General features: G+C 43.5%; 19 protein-coding genes. 12 read left to right on the top strand and 7 right to left on the bottom strand.

The genetic code is table 11. From position 1 onward, the window contains the following. Positions 1 to 204 precede the first annotated feature (204 nt). The 6 genes from groES (at position 205) to AC2TF6_RS25250 (ending at position 5693) form a co-directional block, all read left to right on the top strand. Positions 205 to 486, top strand: a complete 282-nt coding sequence (groES, locus tag AC2TF6_RS25275; protein ID WP_009675186.1) for a co-chaperone GroES — start codon at positions 205 to 207, stop codon at positions 484 to 486. Between the two features lie 137 nt (positions 487 to 623). After that, complete coding sequence (gene groL, locus AC2TF6_RS25270) at positions 624 to 2252, top strand: chaperonin GroEL (protein ID WP_009675226.1); 1629 nt, start codon at positions 624 to 626, stop codon at positions 2250 to 2252. A 330-nt stretch (positions 2253 to 2582) separates the two neighbouring features. Next, positions 2583 to 3164, top strand: a complete 582-nt coding sequence (locus tag AC2TF6_RS25265; RefSeq protein WP_491309007.1) for a hypothetical protein — start codon at positions 2583 to 2585, stop codon at positions 3162 to 3164. 112 nt (positions 3165 to 3276) lie between these two features. After that, positions 3277 to 3888 (top strand): suppressor of fused domain protein, encoded by a 612-nt coding sequence (locus AC2TF6_RS25260; RefSeq protein WP_491309006.1) that lies wholly within the window; start codon positions 3277 to 3279, stop codon positions 3886 to 3888. Positions 3889 to 4010: 122 nt separating this feature from the next. After that, positions 4011 to 4646: a hypothetical protein gene (locus AC2TF6_RS25255; RefSeq protein ID WP_491309005.1), complete on the top strand. Its 636-nt coding sequence runs from the start codon at positions 4011 to 4013 to the stop codon at positions 4644 to 4646. Between the two features lie 825 nt (positions 4647 to 5471). Continuing rightward, entirely contained in the window at positions 5472 to 5693 is a 222-nt protein-coding gene (locus tag AC2TF6_RS25250) for a hypothetical protein (RefSeq protein WP_491309004.1), read from the top strand. 110 nt (positions 5694 to 5803) lie between these two features. Here AC2TF6_RS25250 and AC2TF6_RS25245 read toward each other — a convergent pair whose 3' ends face one another. Beyond that, on the bottom strand, positions 5804 to 6109 hold the full coding sequence (locus AC2TF6_RS25245; protein WP_491309003.1) for a DUF3139 domain-containing protein: 306 nt from the start codon (positions 6107 to 6109) through the stop codon (positions 5804 to 5806). 109 nt (positions 6110 to 6218) lie between these two features. Between AC2TF6_RS25245 and AC2TF6_RS25240 the strand changes: the two genes are divergently transcribed. Continuing rightward, the gene (locus AC2TF6_RS25240) at positions 6219 to 6917 is read left to right on the top strand and encodes a hypothetical protein (RefSeq protein WP_491309002.1); all 699 of its coding nucleotides are present in this window, start codon (positions 6219 to 6221) and stop codon (positions 6915 to 6917) included. 399 nt (positions 6918 to 7316) lie between these two features. Here the strand turns inward: AC2TF6_RS25240 and AC2TF6_RS25235 are convergent, their stop codons facing one another. Next, entirely contained in the window at positions 7317 to 7544 is a 228-nt protein-coding gene (locus AC2TF6_RS25235; protein WP_491309001.1) for a helix-turn-helix domain-containing protein, read from the bottom strand. A gap of 138 nt (positions 7545 to 7682) precedes the next feature. Here AC2TF6_RS25235 and AC2TF6_RS25230 point away from each other — a divergent pair, with 138 nt between their 5' ends. Further along, positions 7683 to 7952 (top strand): hypothetical protein, encoded by a 270-nt coding sequence (locus AC2TF6_RS25230; protein ID WP_491309000.1) that lies wholly within the window; start codon positions 7683 to 7685, stop codon positions 7950 to 7952. A gap of 487 nt (positions 7953 to 8439) precedes the next feature. Here the strand turns inward: AC2TF6_RS25230 and AC2TF6_RS25225 are convergent, their stop codons facing one another. The 3 genes from AC2TF6_RS25225 to AC2TF6_RS25215 all read right to left on the bottom strand — a co-directional run bounded on the left by AC2TF6_RS25225 (position 8440) and on the right by AC2TF6_RS25215 (position 10897). Beyond that, a complete protein-coding gene (locus AC2TF6_RS25225) occupies positions 8440 to 8901 on the bottom strand; it encodes a hypothetical protein (protein WP_491308999.1) in 462 nt (153 codons plus the stop codon). Between the two features lie 326 nt (positions 8902 to 9227). Continuing rightward, positions 9228 to 9410: a hypothetical protein gene (locus tag AC2TF6_RS25220; RefSeq protein WP_370002048.1), complete on the bottom strand. Its 183-nt coding sequence runs from the start codon at positions 9408 to 9410 to the stop codon at positions 9228 to 9230. A 146-nt stretch (positions 9411 to 9556) separates the two neighbouring features. Further along, complete coding sequence (locus AC2TF6_RS25215) at positions 9557 to 10897, bottom strand: S-layer homology domain-containing protein (RefSeq protein WP_491308998.1); 1341 nt, start codon at positions 10895 to 10897, stop codon at positions 9557 to 9559. Positions 10898 to 11111: 214 nt separating this feature from the next. Between AC2TF6_RS25215 and AC2TF6_RS25210 the strand changes: the two genes are divergently transcribed. Next, positions 11112 to 11390 (top strand): hypothetical protein, encoded by a 279-nt coding sequence (locus AC2TF6_RS25210; protein WP_491308997.1) that lies wholly within the window; start codon positions 11112 to 11114, stop codon positions 11388 to 11390. Positions 11391 to 11541: 151 nt separating this feature from the next. Here AC2TF6_RS25210 and AC2TF6_RS25205 read toward each other — a convergent pair whose 3' ends face one another. Next, entirely contained in the window at positions 11542 to 11970 is a 429-nt protein-coding gene (locus AC2TF6_RS25205; RefSeq protein ID WP_491308996.1) for a MarR family winged helix-turn-helix transcriptional regulator, read from the bottom strand. Positions 11971 to 12190: 220 nt separating this feature from the next. Here AC2TF6_RS25205 and AC2TF6_RS25200 point away from each other — a divergent pair, with 220 nt between their 5' ends. Together AC2TF6_RS25200 and AC2TF6_RS25195 are read left to right on the top strand one after the other, a co-directional pair. Continuing rightward, positions 12191 to 12931 (top strand): glucose 1-dehydrogenase, encoded by a 741-nt coding sequence (locus tag AC2TF6_RS25200; RefSeq protein WP_491308995.1) that lies wholly within the window; start codon positions 12191 to 12193, stop codon positions 12929 to 12931. Positions 12932 to 12945: 14 nt separating this feature from the next. Next, a complete protein-coding gene (locus AC2TF6_RS25195; RefSeq protein WP_491311714.1) occupies positions 12946 to 14340 on the top strand; it encodes an MDR family MFS transporter in 1395 nt (464 codons plus the stop codon). A gap of 442 nt (positions 14341 to 14782) precedes the next feature. Here the strand turns inward: AC2TF6_RS25195 and AC2TF6_RS25190 are convergent, their stop codons facing one another. Beyond that, on the bottom strand, positions 14783 to 15481 hold the full coding sequence (locus AC2TF6_RS25190) for a Crp/Fnr family transcriptional regulator (protein WP_491308994.1): 699 nt from the start codon (positions 15479 to 15481) through the stop codon (positions 14783 to 14785). 41 nt (positions 15482 to 15522) lie between these two features. On the opposite strand from AC2TF6_RS25190, the gene AC2TF6_RS25185 reads away from it, so the two are divergent. Next, complete coding sequence (locus AC2TF6_RS25185) at positions 15523 to 16656, top strand: aminotransferase class V-fold PLP-dependent enzyme (RefSeq protein ID WP_491308993.1); 1134 nt, start codon at positions 15523 to 15525, stop codon at positions 16654 to 16656. The last annotated feature ends 61 nt before the right edge of the window (positions 16657 to 16717 follow it).

Raw genomic sequence — 16717 nt, 5'->3', positions numbered from 1 at the left:
TCGGGGAACAATGGGTGAGGCGTTTCCTTGGGAACAACTTCCATTCTGCTTTTTGCGGCAAAAACAATAAAATTTAACAAAACCCACTTGCAAAACGATGGCAAAATCATTATCATTAAAAGTGTTGTTAGCACTTAAGATGTTTGAGTGCTAAAATCTTAAAATCCATTGACTACAAACTAAACTGAAGGAGGCTATTTATCCATGATCAAACCGTTGGGTGATCGCGTTATCATTGAAGCCATTGCGAAAGAGGAGACGACTGCTAGTGGCATCGTGCTTCCGGACACAGCTAAAGAAAAGCCGCAGGAAGGCAAAGTTGTAGCAGTTGGAAGCGGCACGCTGAAAGACGGCGAGCGCGTTGAGCTGGAAGTTAAAGAAGGCGACCGCGTTATTTTCTCCAAATACGCAGGGACTGAAGTGAAATACGAGGGCCGCGAGCTGTTGATTATGCGTGAGAGCGATATCCTCGCTATCTTAGCCTAATTTAGCGGATTCACATACTTAAGCCACTCATTTGAATACTTACCGCCTGACGCCTCGGCCAAGGCCGGTTATCGGAATCGATATAGATGCGCATGAACCTGTAAGCAGAATCAAACATTTCAGGGAGGGTTTTAACGATGGCAAAAGACATTATGTTTAGTGAAGACGCGCGCCGCGCAATGCTTCGTGGTGTGGACGCTCTGGCGAACGCAGTTAAAGTAACACTCGGACCTAAAGGCCGCAACGTAGTACTTGAGAAAAAATTCGGAAGCCCGCTCATCACCAATGACGGTGTGACGATCGCGAAAGAAATCGAACTCGAAGACGCTTTCGAGAACATGGGCGCACAGCTTGTCAAAGAAGTCGCGACCAAAACTAACGATGTTGCCGGTGACGGTACGACTACGGCTACGGTTCTGGCTCAAGCGATGATTCGCGAAGGTCTGAAAAACGTAACCGCGGGCGCTAACCCGATGGTTATCCGCAAAGGCATCGACAAAGCCGTTCGCGCGGCTGTCGAAGAGCTTGCAAGCATTGCGAAGCCTATCGAAGGCAAGCAAAGCATCGCTCAAGTAGCGGCTATCTCCGCTGCTGACGACGAAGTTGGCGAGCTGATTGCCGAAGCGATGGAGAAAGTCGGCAAAGACGGCGTTATCACCGTTGAAGAATCCAAAGGATTCGCGACTGAGCTTGAAGTGGTTGAAGGCATGCAGTTCGACCGCGGATACATCTCCCCGTACATGATCACGGACACGGACAAAATGGAAGCCGTTCTGGAGAACCCTTACGTTCTGATCACCGACAAAAAGATCACGAACATCCAAGAAATCCTTCCGGTCCTTGAAAAAGTGGTTCAACAAGGCAAGCAGCTCCTGATCATCGCCGAAGACGTAGAAGGCGAAGCACTGGCTACGCTGGTCGTTAACCGTCTGCGCGGTACGTTCACTTGCGTGGCTGTCAAAGCTCCTGGCTTCGGCGACCGCCGCAAAGCTATGCTGCAGGACATCGCTGCCCTGACCGGCGGCCAAGTGATCACCGAGGAACTCGGCCTCGAGCTGAAATCCGCTACGGTGCAACAGCTGGGTACAGCTCGTCAAATCCGTGTAACCAAAGAAAACACGATCGTTGTCGATGGCGCCGGCGCTAAAGAAGACATCGATGCGCGTGTTTCCCAAATCAAAGCGCAGCTGGAAGAAACCACTTCCGAGTTCGATAAAGAAAAACTGCAAGAGCGTCTGGCTAAACTTGCCGGCGGCGTTGCCGTAATCAAAGTCGGCGCTGCTACCGAAACCGAGCTGAAAGAGCGCAAACTGCGTATCGAAGACGCACTGAACGCTACTCGCGCTGCGGTTGAAGAAGGTATCGTAGCAGGCGGCGGTACAGCTCTCGTGAGCGTGTACCATGCTGTTGCCGCTGTAGGTTCCGATGGCGACGAGAAAACAGGCGTGAACATCGTTCTGCGCGCTCTGGAAGAGCCGGTTCGCACAATCGCCGCGAACGCCGGCCAAGAGGGCTCCGTAATCGTTGAGCGTCTGAAGAAAGAAACGATCGGTATCGGCTACAACGCCGCTACTGGCGAGTGGGTGAACATGATCGAAGCCGGTATCGTTGACCCGGCGAAAGTAACGCGTTCCGCCCTGCAAAACGCGGCATCCGTTGCGGCTATGTTCCTGACAACCGAAGCGGTTATCGCCGACAAGCCTGAAAAAGACAAACCTGCTATGCCTGACATGGGCGGCATGGGCGGTATGGGCGGCATGATGTAATGAAATCATTGTCGAAGTAATTCGATGATGAACAACCGCGCTTAAACGGTAGATTTCGTTGCCGACTGGACGGAAAGCGTCCAGTGCGGTAATCAAGTGAAAGCTTGTAACATCAAGGGTTTCCGCTTGCGGAAACGCCGTTAGACCACATTTTGACCACATAGAAATAAAAATAGGCTTCTCACGAGTTCAAATCGAACTTCGTGAAAAGCCTATTTTATTAACTAAGTGGGACCCCCGATTTTTTCAATCAGATCTCCAATCCCAGATCAAAAAAATGATGCGTGACCATAATATTACCCAAAAGCTCAAGAAGTGCAGGAGGCAGATATGGTAGATGAAAGGCATCTTGTTTATTTCAAAGAACTCTTGGAAGGAAACTCTCAAATTTCTTTTAGGGCATATCTTTCAAAAAATGAAGATTCTTTGCGCAAGCAATTTTCTCCGGCAAGATTTGCAAGACTAAAGTTTAAGTCAATTGATGAAATAATAAAGATTCTTGACGAAGAAAAAATATCCTACATCGTTAATGATCAAGCCATAAGTAACGAAAAATATTTGGCGACATTTCATCCGGATGCATTGAATGAAAAAGGCAGGCTCAAGGAAGGATTCAAAGACACCATATTCAATGGAATGGTTCACGATTTTAAAACCAAGGGCGAGGATGCAGTCTTAACCCTCCATAAATACATCGAATTCCCTGAAAACATCAATAATAAAAAAAATATAGAAAAACTCGAAGACATCGAATTTTTCGCCGAAACGGAATTATGCTTAGGAGATAAAAATCTTGGCCTTTTTTTACTGAAGGCGCTAGCATCTATTGAACGTCAGTTTTCCGATGTGGATGATATTGTCCTTAGAGCAAAAGAAGCTGTCATGAAGCACCAATCATCGAAAGGAAACTAAGTAACTTCGTATATAAACACATTGACAAACCGAACCATGCATCTACTATTCGGCTCCATAATTCCTTGAGGTCATCTTTAAACCGAGAAAACCAATAAAAAAGGTGATGAATGTGCAAATTAATAGAGAGTCAAGCAAAGAAAAAATTCTGAACTTCGACATCAGAAGAACAATCATTCTTAATTTATATATTAAAGAATGGTCTATGCCAGAATATAGAGTCATAATGACAAAACCGGAGATTGGCGTATATATTGAGATCTATTATTTCCCATCAATTAATGATAAAATTCCTGCAAGATTCGCAACAGTCGGCCTATCTAATTCCATTCGAAAAACTGGAAAACCTACTGAGACTGAATGGATGCTAGCTTTAAAACCTGATTTGGGACAAGAAAGCATTGATCGTATATTCTCCTATTTCTGCGACCTGATTGCCCATAATATTGAAAATATAAAATCTTCGGAAGCACCACGAGTAATGACTGAGAGCGCAATCGCACCAGAGAACTGGACTACAAAAGCCCTTTTGATTGATGAACTAAGAGGAGAAAGTGAGGATTTAGAAGAAATAAAAATAGGTGAAGAAATAATTAGTGTCTTGTGGGTTGTACCAATTACTCATAAAGAAGCACGTATAATTTTACAAGAAGGTATAGATGCTTTTGATATTTACATAGAAAAGTCTCAGTATTCAATAATAGATCCCACTCGTCCTTATTAATAAGCAGTTCAATATATTTCGGTCTCCAGCGCCAGTGAACGGCAATAAGGGGCCGAGGAAAATAAGCTGAAGAGGATGGTGCACCCAATGACCAACATTACGGAAATCAATAGCCTAGAAAATTGGCAAATGCTTCACGTGAACGCCGCGAAGATATTTGCAATTCGATAATCAATAAATTACCGGGAAGATTCAAACTCGCTAAACCATATATAATAAAAAATCCTCAAAATGGTAAAGAAATAGAAATACCATGTTTTTATGATGAGCTTTACGAAACACCTTTAAATTTAATATTTGGAGGAGACTTTATTTATGGTGCATCCTCTCAACATATTGAGAGCATCAGAAATATAGGCACACCTAACGATTGGTCAATGATTTCTCAACTTATCCATCAATCTGAGGATAATGAAAATACTCGTATAAACCCATTCCTTATGAGCCTTTTCCCTGTTTACGAGTGGGTATTAGAGGAGAATATTAATCTATCAAATGATGAAGAACGGCCTGATTTTTATAGCGAAGATGGCCCATTCCCCGCCTATGTTAACTTACAAGAAGCAAAGTTTTTTTGGAAAAAACAGGGTATAGAATGCCATGGGATTTCGAGTGGGAGTATGTCTCCAAGGAGTTCAAGAATAATTTGTTCATTTGTGGAGAAGAAATTCCATCACGAGATTTATCCGATGACATCTGCCTTACACAATTTGGTGATAGCAGGCTCAATAATGCAGCTTCCAATATTTTTGGCATAGCAGGTCTCGCCATTGCGGCATTCACCCGCATTGGAGGAGCGAGCGATGAAATAATCGTTCGTGGAGGCGCTGCCGGATTTTACCCGTTTCAACATCCTTCGCAATGGGCAATGCTATTGACCGAGCTGCAATTACCTCTAAAAAATATGCCTGGCCAGTTAGCAGGTCTACGATTATGTCTCGACATACCCAAAATATAAGATTCCAAAGCACCCTGATCTGAATATCTAAAGTGGCTATCTATATTTAGCAAAGCTACAATCAACGAGCCTGTATGCTGATTAAGTCCGGTTTGCGCTCCCGCCTAGTTCTTCACAATCTATTAGGAGTGGCACGGCAACACTGTGGAGTGGTTTATCGGCCGCAACACTGCCGCTACAGCGCCGAACACCAGATTGAGGCGGCGCGCCTCACGCGCTGTTGCGACCTCGACGTATTCGTGCAGGTAACACCTCGGGCGAGGCCAGCAAATATGGCCTGCATCGGGGCAAAATGGACTGAATTTGCAGGAGAAGTGGACGTAAAAGTCTGAAATTGAGGCAAAAAAACTATAAAAGTCGCCATGTATCATGGGCGGCATGATGTAAGATAGGCTGAAAAGCCTTGTGCATTAAGGGTTTTACCTGGAACGACTTAATAAGGGTAACTTTAGTCCATAGTTTAAAAGCTTCTCATGAGTTCTGCGAACTTGTGGGAAGCTTCTTTCTTTTTATGCTTGGTAACGTGAAGATAAATCTGTTGGGTAGTGTCATCGTCTTTATGTCCAAGTCGGTCCATAATTTCATGTAACTTGGTATCGGCTTCAGCCAGTAGAGAAACGTGTGTGTGTCCAGAGCTACAGCAGATGGCCTGGCGGAAGCCCTCGGCCTGTCAGCAGCTCCCGAGGCGACCGGACCGGAGGATGACATGGAGAGAGCGCTGGCAAAGCTGCACGCGGCCGAGGTGATTGACTCGCCGGATTACTGGGCGGCCAATGCGCGGGACGGCGGAACGGCTAAAGGCGAGTATGTGGCACTGCTAGTTAAACGTATGGCCGACAGGCTTTAATCTACGTGATAAAATCGCCAAGCGCTTGTGAATATTCTGTGCATAGCGAAGATACCCCCGCGCCTAATGGCCGGGGGCTTTTTTATGTTCAGGAAACTTTCTGATAGACTTTACCAGCCTTGTTGATATTTTTCTATATCTAATTCTTCATTATGCTTGCCTCTCATTGGATGTTGTATTTGGAACACTCCGTTTTTATTTTTGACGTAGTAGTATTTCTTTCCAGGCTCATCCTGGAATTCAACCAACACAGAATATACGGGTGATTTTCCAACCAACCCTTTAGTCTTTAGGATGTCATTAGCGCTATATCCTTTTGTTTTGAGGTATGCAATCACATCATTTTCCATTACCCTAGCAACTATTTGAGCTCTAATGTATATAACAGCAATGATAATGAGGATAGGTAACAGCAAATACAACAAAACCCTTTTTTTTATAAAATCACCTCCATTGACACATTTAATATATTAATCAAAAATAGAAATCTATTGAAAAAAGTTAACCTAGGGTATATTCTATCTATTGTACTTTATTTTACATAAAAGGATAAATGTTCCAGTAAAAATTGCTTCAAAATTTAATTTTTTATCTGCTGTTTTAGCAAGTACTATGCTTTTGTCAGCCCCCCTTTCTACTAAAGCCGAGGTAACCCCGAATGGAATACCAGATGAAACCTATCCGGGCACAACTGTTACTGTTCAACCAGGAGATATTCTATATTCAAGCAAAACACTTGGTGGCGCTCAACCCATTGTTGGCCACGTTGGAATTATTGCAGGTCCTTATAATAAGGTATATAATGCCCATACAACAGGGCCGCAAATGGATACCCTAACCTATTACACAGGTGTTAGACATAAACCAGACGATATGATAACTGTCTACCGACATACAGAGGGCGGGGGAGCTGAAGCCGCTAAATGGGCAGATGCCAACCTATACAAAATGTGGACATATGTAATCGATCCATTTGGATGGTCTGATATTAAAAATAATTATTGTTCCAAGTTTGTATGGCAAGCATACTACTACGGGGCTAATAAATCTGTCTCATACTTACCGTACCCTAGCACGCCAGGTGGCCTTTATATTCCACCTGGTGAAATTTCCAACTCTCCATACACAAGAAAGGTCGCATCATTTAAGGCATCAGACTACAGTAAGGCTATGCTCAACAAAGATGTAAAAGACGAAAAAGAATTTGAAGCAGTTACTGATTAAAGATAAGGCTCCCGCCAACGCCGGGAGCTTTTTTGCATCACTTCCGAGGGACGAATCGAAAGATTGAGTATTTCTCCGGTTCACTGGTTTTCCTTATATATTCTTGTGCTTCAAATTCGGTCAGACATTCGGCTACTACTCGATTTGACCGAATAATAATGTACGGCAAGTTACACACCTCTATCTAAATTATTCGTTCCAACCCATTAACAATAAGAGCAGTAGACCAAATACGTAGAACAACAGGCACAAGGCGATTATATGGCCGCCAAGTTCGCCTTCATCAAATCTCTTTTTCATTTTCATATCCAACCGCCGATCATATAAATTACATATATTGTAATTTATATGGACCTATAGGTACAATGACGCTTGTAGGAGTGAGCGAAATTCTGCTCACTACCGCTTACCTTCTTCGGTGTCAATCCATTCATAGAGATCGTCCATATAGCAGTTGAGGATTATTGCGGCTTCCCTGGACTTGAGCAGGGACAGGCGCTTTTCACCTCTAGCGACCTTGGACACGAAGGAATCTGAAAGGTTTAATCGTTGGGCCAATTGTGCTTGTGTCATACCTTTACTTTCTAGGAGATCGGGTAAGCGACTTCTCCCAATACGGAGCGCCAAAGAAACGTACCTCCTTCGCAGACAAATTCATGGTGTTGGGTAAATTGTATCACGCGTAACTCACATAAGGTAATCGCCTATTGAAAGAAAAAAAATCTACATATATAATGGGAACAAATATTTGTTTTAGAGGGCCAAATGCTAACCGATATGGAAAGAAAAATTCTCCGTATTCTGTATAATTTCTCATCCATAAATAAACGGATGCCAAGCCGCGTTGAGCTGGGACGTAAGTCGGGGTATACAGCGGACGACATACAAAAGGTATTAGGAGGGCTTAAAGAAAAAGGATATATTTTTGGTGAAAAATTATCAGAAATAGTAATTTTATATGCGTGGGAGAAAAGAAACGAGTCTAAAGAAGAAAGAGGAAACAACCAAACGACCGGATTATATGGGCAAAATTGATTGCATAATGAACATGTTTCTTCTATTATATATACGAGGTAGAGCAATCAAAAAAATCACGGTTTTTCCGATTGAATATGAAATCATACGATACAAATTCAGCATGAATATAAAAAAATAGCTGATTTTAGTAAGAAAACGGTCATCAACGAGCTCAGGTGAGACTGATGGTTAAATGGGCGGCATGATGTAAGATAGGCTGCAAAGCCTGTAGTGGCAAGGGTTTCTCCTTGGAGAAACCTGGTTTGCCCACATTGTGTAAAACGAAGACACCTTAGAGTGATGGAAATCGCTCTAAGGTGTCTTCTATTATTTAGGCTCTGTTATTGTTAAATGTTGATTTTCGAGCAAAAGAAAACCGCCTCTTATACGGGCGGTGATTGCACTATCGTTCCCGTTAGCGTAACAAACTTTAATCATGGAGAGGGGTAGCACAGACTTGCTTGGATTGAGCCAATGCACACGATTCCCGAATATACAATTAGGTTTATTGAGCTTTTAGAGCTTGTTTAATTTTATCATTTAAATCTTTATTTCTCGCAATAGTAATGTATTCGTCCGATTTATTAAAATAGTTTTCTGCGCCTAGGATTAATAGTCGGTCTACACCCTTTTCTGAAACTACATATTTATATTCCCCATTATCAGTAGCTTCCTGTACTACAATATCTATTTCCTTGCCGTTCTTACGTTCAAGATGTACAAGTTCGAATATTCCCATATCTGTTTTGATGTACATCGAGTTATTAGGATTTGTATTAAAGAATGCAGTGTACTTAGAGTTATGAATTTCTTGAATGTTGAGCCCCTCATTGTATAAATGATCGAGCATCTCCTTAGCATGTTGATATTCGCTTGGTATAACTAATGGTTTTGATTCCTCTTGTGAACACCCGAGAGTCAAGGTGCTTAAAACTAATACGAAAATGATACAGATTTTTCTTAACAAAAAAATCACCTCCTAAACTTGATCCACTCTTTCAAAGCTTCAAGCAAAGTCACTTCGGAATTGCCCATTTTCTAGTATGGCCAATAGTTTCTTTTTGTTTTTCGGCATTGTAAGTAACAAAACAACTATCATTATTAGATATATTCCCATAAGCCATGGTATTAAATAGTAATGAGTGTGAAAGGGTAAGTAAGCGTTACGTAATTCAAACCCTTCTGACAGCAATACTGTGATTGGAAGGGACGAAACAATATTAGAAAACAATCCGCTTCCACGCGCATACCACATAATATAAGCACAAACAGGAGATACCGCCGCGCAACCCTTTATGTTTCAAGCATCTGAAATTCACGGAATAGTTTATCCTTGTTAAATGGAATTTTTACAAACACGTTTTCTCCACTGGCAAGAGTAAGTTTGTATACATCAGAACTAAATGACTCTGGAACATCTTCAACATTCAAGACGTTCAACTTTAACTTTTCTATAACTTTTAGAATGGAACTCATATGTTACCTCCTGTAATGATCAGGAGCAGGTCGCCGCGGCGCCTGCTCCAGTTCTGATAATTGCACTATCGTTTCCCGTGAGCTTAATATTTCTGCCTAGCATTGTACAGAGGGTTTTCTTTTCTTTATTAAATAAATCATTCTATTTAATTTAATTCCTCCAACATGTATAGCTCAACATCACTAGCATTTGGTTTCAAAGTACGAATGCCAGTAGGCCATATATTCAAGACTCGTTGATTTTTACGATCGCCAATCATAGTTGAAGAAACATCGATCGTTATTTTGTCTACAAGAACGTTGTATTTGGGCACTATGAAGATGCGAACAGCTACCTTTGAATCAAAATATTTGCCGTTTATGTGATGCTGCGCTTCGCCAACCTTGGGTACAGTATGCTTTCTTAAAAGGAGCACTTCCTTTACTTCAAATGACCCATTCTCAAGTCTTTCCCGCATGGCAGATACGTCCCCAGCATTGAAATAAGTTACAGGATCCTCTCCTACCCCATGTATGTTGATATTTATAGGTGCACGATGTTGAGAATTTTCTATTTCATTTTCAGAAATACTGTGAACAATATAATAAGCATCTTTAATATCTTCTACCGGATAAGCTTCTTTGTACGAATTTCTATACAATTCACTTAATGGATATTGTATTTTATCCCAATATGGTGAGTCTGGGTCATTAGCGTCGATGATATAAAGTCCGGTAATGTCACCGACGAAAAAATCGGTCTCTATATGTAACTTTGTCGTATCAAATTTATTGGCATTTTCTATGCCGAGAAAATTCGACCAAACAGTGAACAGATTAGTTGAATGCCAGAATACTTCTGCGACTTCCAAAGTATGTCGGTCAATCGGTAAACTTTCTCCCGCATTATAAGAAATGACTCGTTCAATAACTACTACAGCCTGAGCACGAGTTGTGGCGGAATCAAGTGATAATTCGGTAGAGCTTGTGCCCGTCATCAGCCCTCGCCTTACCGATTCATACACCATTTGTTTGGATTCCATATTTTTGTGCATCGAATCGATGTCCTGTATCCTACTTTGTGGGGACGATTCAACCAATTGCTTAAAACTTCTTTGTCGAGTAGCCCTCTCTAAAGTCAATGCCATGTCACCACGGGTGAGTGGTTGATCCCATCCTTTCTGATAATCCCCCTGATAAATACCGCTTTTACCTGCCGATTTGTAAATTGGGGAAAACCAAGATTCCTCCGAGAGCTGGGATTCGGTGGGGATTTTTAACGCTCGCACCATCATAGCCAAAAACTCTTCTCCACTCACAGGAGCTTCAGGCTTGAAAGTTCCATCTTGATAACCATTTACATAACCTTTAACGACTGCTGATTTGATTTGCGCTTCAGCCCAATGCCCGGAAATGTCTTTTAAGTTTCCTGTGTTCGCTGCTCCTACATTGGGCATAGATGCTAGTGAAAAAATAAATAAAAAAGTGATAATAATTTTTGCCTTCAATTCTGCCACCCCATCCGGTAAATTTAGGTATCTACGAATGTATCGACAAGTTAATGATTCAAGTTTAGTTAGGAATTCCGACTCAACTAACCTGCCCGTTAGCGGGGCGAAGGGCTGCCACGCGGCAGCCCTTCACTGTTTAACTATCGTTCTGCGTTAGATTCCTGTAGATGGATAAATTTCAGCTTTGTAAAAAAAGGAGCGCCTCTGTACGATGGAAGTACGCTACGGGTCCAAAGCCCTCCATGTTGACTCCTGTCCGAGAGGACAGCGAAGATCACGCACGGAAAAATGGTTCTCTTTAAGCAAATCCACCTATCTTTGGTACAACCATTTGAGAGGAAGATTGATTTGGGAAGCGATTGTTACCCATTGTGCAGGTATGGACGTGCATCAAAAAAACATTGTGGTTTGTGTCATGATCGGTTTACCCGATGAAACGCCAACCGCCGAAACCCGCTCTTTCCCGACCACAACGAAGCACTTGTTATGAAATGCTGCGTTAGATGGAATCCAAGGGAGTTGGGCAGCCATGGAAAGCACAGGCATATAGTGGGAAAAATAGGTGATGGCTTTCGGGTGCGTCATCTCCCAGCGGAATTTGTATTCAAGTTGCATTTGTCTGGGGATAATCTCAACATTGACTACAGATTTTGATTGATCTTCGTCAAAAGTTGTTGAAGAACTTGCTGTTCTTCTTCGTTGAGATTCTGAACGATCTTCTCTTCTACCCGTTGGAAGGATAGTTCGAAGTCATTGATCAAGGCAAGGCCCTTGGGCAGAACGTAGATGTTCTTCTGCCGTTCGTTATGAGCGGGGATCTTCCGTTCGATATATCCCTTCTTCTCAAGTCCCTGAAGCATGCTTGTGATGCTTGCTCCGCGCACATGGAAACGTTCGGAAAGATCTTTCTGAATAAGGCCTTGCTCCTGATGTTCATGGATGAAGGCTATTAATTTTCCCTGCTGAGAATTCAAGCCCAGTTCTTTAATGCTCTCATCGGCTTGTTTCTTTAATTTAAGTCCGATAAGCTGCAGCATTTCCAGAAACGGGGTGTCGGGGTTGGTATCCATGCTGGACTCCTCCTGTCTAATGATTAAATTTCTAATTGTAAGTAATAAAACTATATAAGAATGAATGAATAGTGTCAACGGAACCGGTGGTTAGTTAGAATAATGATAGAAGTCGAATAAAAAATATATTGACTGTTAGAAATCTGAGTGTTAAAGTTTGAACAATTAATTTCCCAACTTAATTACACACCAATACACAAGAAAGCTGGAGGAATTAGACATGAATTCGTTGAATGGAAAAGTAGCGTTGATCACCGGATCTTCTAGAGGAATTGGACGCGGCATTGCTGAGCGGTTATCGGAATTGGGGGCCAAGGTGGTCATTAATTATTCGAATAGCGCAGAGGATGCGTTAGCTTTGGTGGATACGATCTTGAGCAATGGAAGAAAAGCGGTGGCGGTTCGCGCCGATCTCAGCAGAATAAATGAGATTGAGGAGATGTTCGCCAAGACGATGGCTGAGTTCGGCCAAGTGGATATTCTGATCAACAATGCGGCGGTGATCACGAACAACCCTCTGTCCGAGGTGACCGAGAGGGAGTTCGAACATCAATTCTCGGTTAACGTCAAAGGGGTCTTCTTTGCTTGTCAGCAAGCATGGAAGCATATGGAGAGCAACGGGAGAATTGTGAATATCTCTACAGCAGGGACGAAACTAACCTTCCCTGATATGAGTGTCTATGCGAGCACCAAGGGTACGGTTGAACACCTTACTCGTCAGTTAGCCAAGGAATTCGGTTCCAAACAAATTACCGTCAATGCAGTAGCACCTGGCCCGATACAAACCGAGCAATTCTTCGTTGGCAAGTCAGAAGAAGAAATTGAGTTCATGAAGGGCATGAACTCCCTTGGCCGCATGGGTACTCCTGTGGATATCGCCAATGCCATTGAATACCTAGTGAGCGATAAAGCCGATTGGATAACCGGTCAGACCATCCATGTTAACGGAGGAATGAATTGAATCATCGAAACCTTATGATGACGTCCTTGCTCGTCTGCGGCTTCGTCGGCATGTTCAGTGAGACGGCGCTGAATATCGCCATCAGCCATCTGATGGAGGTCTTCCACATATCGGCTTCTGCCGCGCAATGGCTAACGACAGGCTACCTTCTGACGCTCGGCATCCTTATGCCGATGACCGGATTGTTGCTGCAGTGGTTCACCTCCAGGCAGTTGTTCATCATCTCGCTTGTGAGTTCGATAACCGGCACTTTGATCGCGGCGATGGCGTTCGGTTTCGAGATGTTATTGGCAGCCCGTGTTCTGCAGGCAATCGGCATGAGCCTGCTTCTTCCGCTCATATTCAATATGATCCTTGTCGCTTATCCGCCAGAGAAGCGAGGCGCGGCGATGGGCTCCGTCGGCCTCGTCATCATGTTCGCGCCTGCCATCGCCCCATCCTTATCCGGGCTGCTGATTGAATACTTGTCCTGGCGTTACATATTTTGGTTTTCCTTGCCGTTATTAGGGATAGGCCTGTTAATAGGACTGAGGTGTTTGGAAAATGTAACGAAGCGTACGAAGCCGCCGATCGATTTGTTGTCTATCGCATTATCCACTGTCGGTTTCGGCTCTGTCGTATTCGGTTTTTCTAAGGCCGGCGAAGCGGAGGCGGGGTGGACCAGCATGGCGGTTACGGTATTCCTTCTGATCGGAATCGTATTCCTTGCGTTGTTCGTGCTTCGGCAACTAACCATACCTCAGCCATTGCTGAACTTAAGCGTCTTCCGGTACCCGATGTTCACAGTGGGGCAATCAATCATTTTGATCGGCATGTTGATTATTGTGTCCAGCATGATTATTTTGCCCATATATCTGCAGAACAGCTTGAAGTTCTCCGCGTTCACGACCGGCCTCCTGCTACTGCCGGGCAGCGCATTGAACGGAATCCTCTCCCCGTCGATGGGGCGCTTATTCGATAAGCACGGTCCGAAGCGGCTGGTTATCCCGGGCTTCTTGGTTATTGCGTCAACGTTAGGGTTCTACTGCTGGATAACGGCTTCTTCCTTAGCGGGATGGATCGTCGCCCTTCATATCGGACTGATGGTTGGAATCTCGATGGTGATGATGCCAGCGCAGACGAACGCGCTGAACCAGTTGCCTCCTGCTCTGCATCCGCACGGCACAGCCGTCATGAGTACGCTTCAACAGGTGACAGGCGCGATCGGAACGGCCATTGCCGTCAGTCTCCTATCACGAGGGACGGGTACGCGCTTGCAGGATCCCATGTTGTCGAATTCTCTCGATAAAATGGCCGACGCGATAGCATTCGGCTCCCGGAACGCGTTCTTCTTTTCGCTAATCGTCTCGATTATAGGTTTGATTATCGCCACCTTCATCCGGCGGGTTGTCGTTAAGCGCGCGGGATAAGTCATTCAAGCATTTGACGCCAGCAAGGGGATGAAGATAGTTCATCCTCTTTTCTTTTTGGCGTGCCCAGAGGCATGCATCTTCTAGCCGGTGAAAGTCCTGTCGCGGGAGGGGCCAAGTCCCCTCGTAGCTCGGATACTTGCGTATGGCGAAATCTGTATGCCTGGCCAGTTAGCAGGACTACGATTATGTCTCGACATACCAAAAATCTAATACTTCAAAGCCTTATGCATTAAGGTTTCCCGCAAGGGGAAGACCGCTTGACTAGATCTGTTAATAAGGCCTCTCAGAGTTCATATCTGAGAGGCCTTTTGCGTGCGTCTTTTTCATCCTGTATGGATAAGGTTTTAAAAAATGTTTATTAGATGTGAGAAATTTTATATCTTGTAAACTACTTTACAGAATATTTAGTAAGTAATTAATAAAATGAAGGCATACCCAATTAATTGTGATTGGTTCCTAATGAAATCAGGCGCGCCTTGTCTTCAATCACGTACTTGCCGTTTTGTTTGGAAATGACGCCGGTTAGTTCCAAGTTTTTCAGGGTGTTTGCCGCTGTCACCCTCGATGTGCTCACTAGATTGGCTAATTCTTGGTGTGTAAAGCCGATTCCAATGAACTCTTTTTCGCCGCTTTTTAACCCATACGTATCAACTAACTGTAAGAGCGTGTGACAAATTCGCTGGATCGCAGAATAAGAGCTTAATTGCAGTAATTGGGATGACATGATTCTCATTTTTAAGTTGACCAAAAGCAAAACTTGTCGCGTAAGTTCAAAATTGCCTTTCAACGTTTCTTCGAATTTTTTTCGATCGATTTTAATTAAAGTGGCTTTACTAGCGGCAATAGCGCTATGGTTGTAAGAGGCAGCGTTATCAAAAATGCCATTTTCACCAATCATCCCGTTTTTTCCAATGATTGCGATCGTTTTTTCGACGCCGTTAAGGGAGGTCACATATAATCGAATACGTCCGTTCAGAACTAGATAGACAAAATCATTAGGTTGATTTTCAAAAAAGATAAAAGCATGCTTCTGTAAAACCAGCTTTTGTCCAAGTTGAGGGAGCGGATGCCAATGAAAAGCCAAGCTCTCCAGCCAAGATGTTACCGAAGAATTGATAGCGCTTTCTATCTCGGTCATAGTCAATCTCCTCAAATATAAATTGAAAGCGAGCGATTTCTGTGGAATATCCTTTTGGTAAGGAAAGACAATATTTTCCGATATTGAAAAACAAGATTCAGCTGTCCAGTTGTTCGCAAAGCGCGATGAGCCTTCAAGTGGAAGCGGCCATGAAAGAGTATACCGACGCTTGGTTAGCAGAAGGCATGGACTGGACGGGCTGGGTGCATCGGGTAGAGATGGCTAAACAGTCTTTTGCCACACTGATTAATGCGTCACCCGATGAAATTGCGGTGCTTCCGTCCGTTTCATTAGCGGCGTCAGCAGTAGCATCGGCGCTGCAATTTACAACACGCAGGAATAAAGTCGTGACCACCGAAATGGATTTCCCTTCAATCGGGCACGTCTGGTTGGCTCAACAATCTCGGGGGGCCCAAGTCGCATTTGTTCCAAGTGAAAACAACGAGATTCCTATTGAATTTTATGATCAATGTGTGGATGAACAAACGTTGATCGTCTCCATGTCGCATGCTGCTTATTATAATGGACTTAAACAAGATTTAAAACAAATTTCCTCCATTGTTCACGATAAAGGGGCACGGCTATTTGTTGATGCGTATCAGTCAGCGGGTTGTGTTGCTATAGATGTTAAGGAGATGGACGTAGATTTTCTTACGGCAGGAGCTCAAAAGTATTTGCTGGGGATACCGGGCATCGCCTTCCTATATGTGAAGAAAGAACTTGCCAATGAATTGCAGCCTTCCGTTACCGGCTGGTTCGGCCGAATAGATCCTTTCTCGTTTGATGTTAAATCACTGGATTATGCGGAAGGAACGAGGCGTTTTGATACGGGAACTCCTCCAATGATCAACGCTTACGCCGCTCATGCAGCGCTGGAACTGATTAATCGGATAGGTGTAAATCGAATTGAGTCCTATCTTAACGAATTATCGAGCTTTGCCATTTCTTATGGACAAGAAAAGGGATTAACCATCGCGAGCCCGCTAGATCTCAAGCGAAAAGCAGCTAATACGGCATTTCAATGCCCGAACGCATCCCTGATCGAAATGAAAATGAGGGAAAGAGGAGTTATTGTGTCGGCGCGCAATGACGTCATTCGGATTGCACCCCATTTTTATAATAAAAAAGAAGAAGTGGCCATTGCAATTGATATGCTGTATGAACTGAAATCGTAATTTGCTTAGCACGATCGGCATGGTTTAAATGCAGCTATTTTCAAATTGTATGCGCTTACTT

The sequence above is a fragment of the Paenibacillus sp. JNUCC 35 genome (assembly GCF_058269095.1).
Note: the sequence above shows the minus strand (reverse complement) of the source record. Positions and strands in the feature narration are given on the sequence as shown.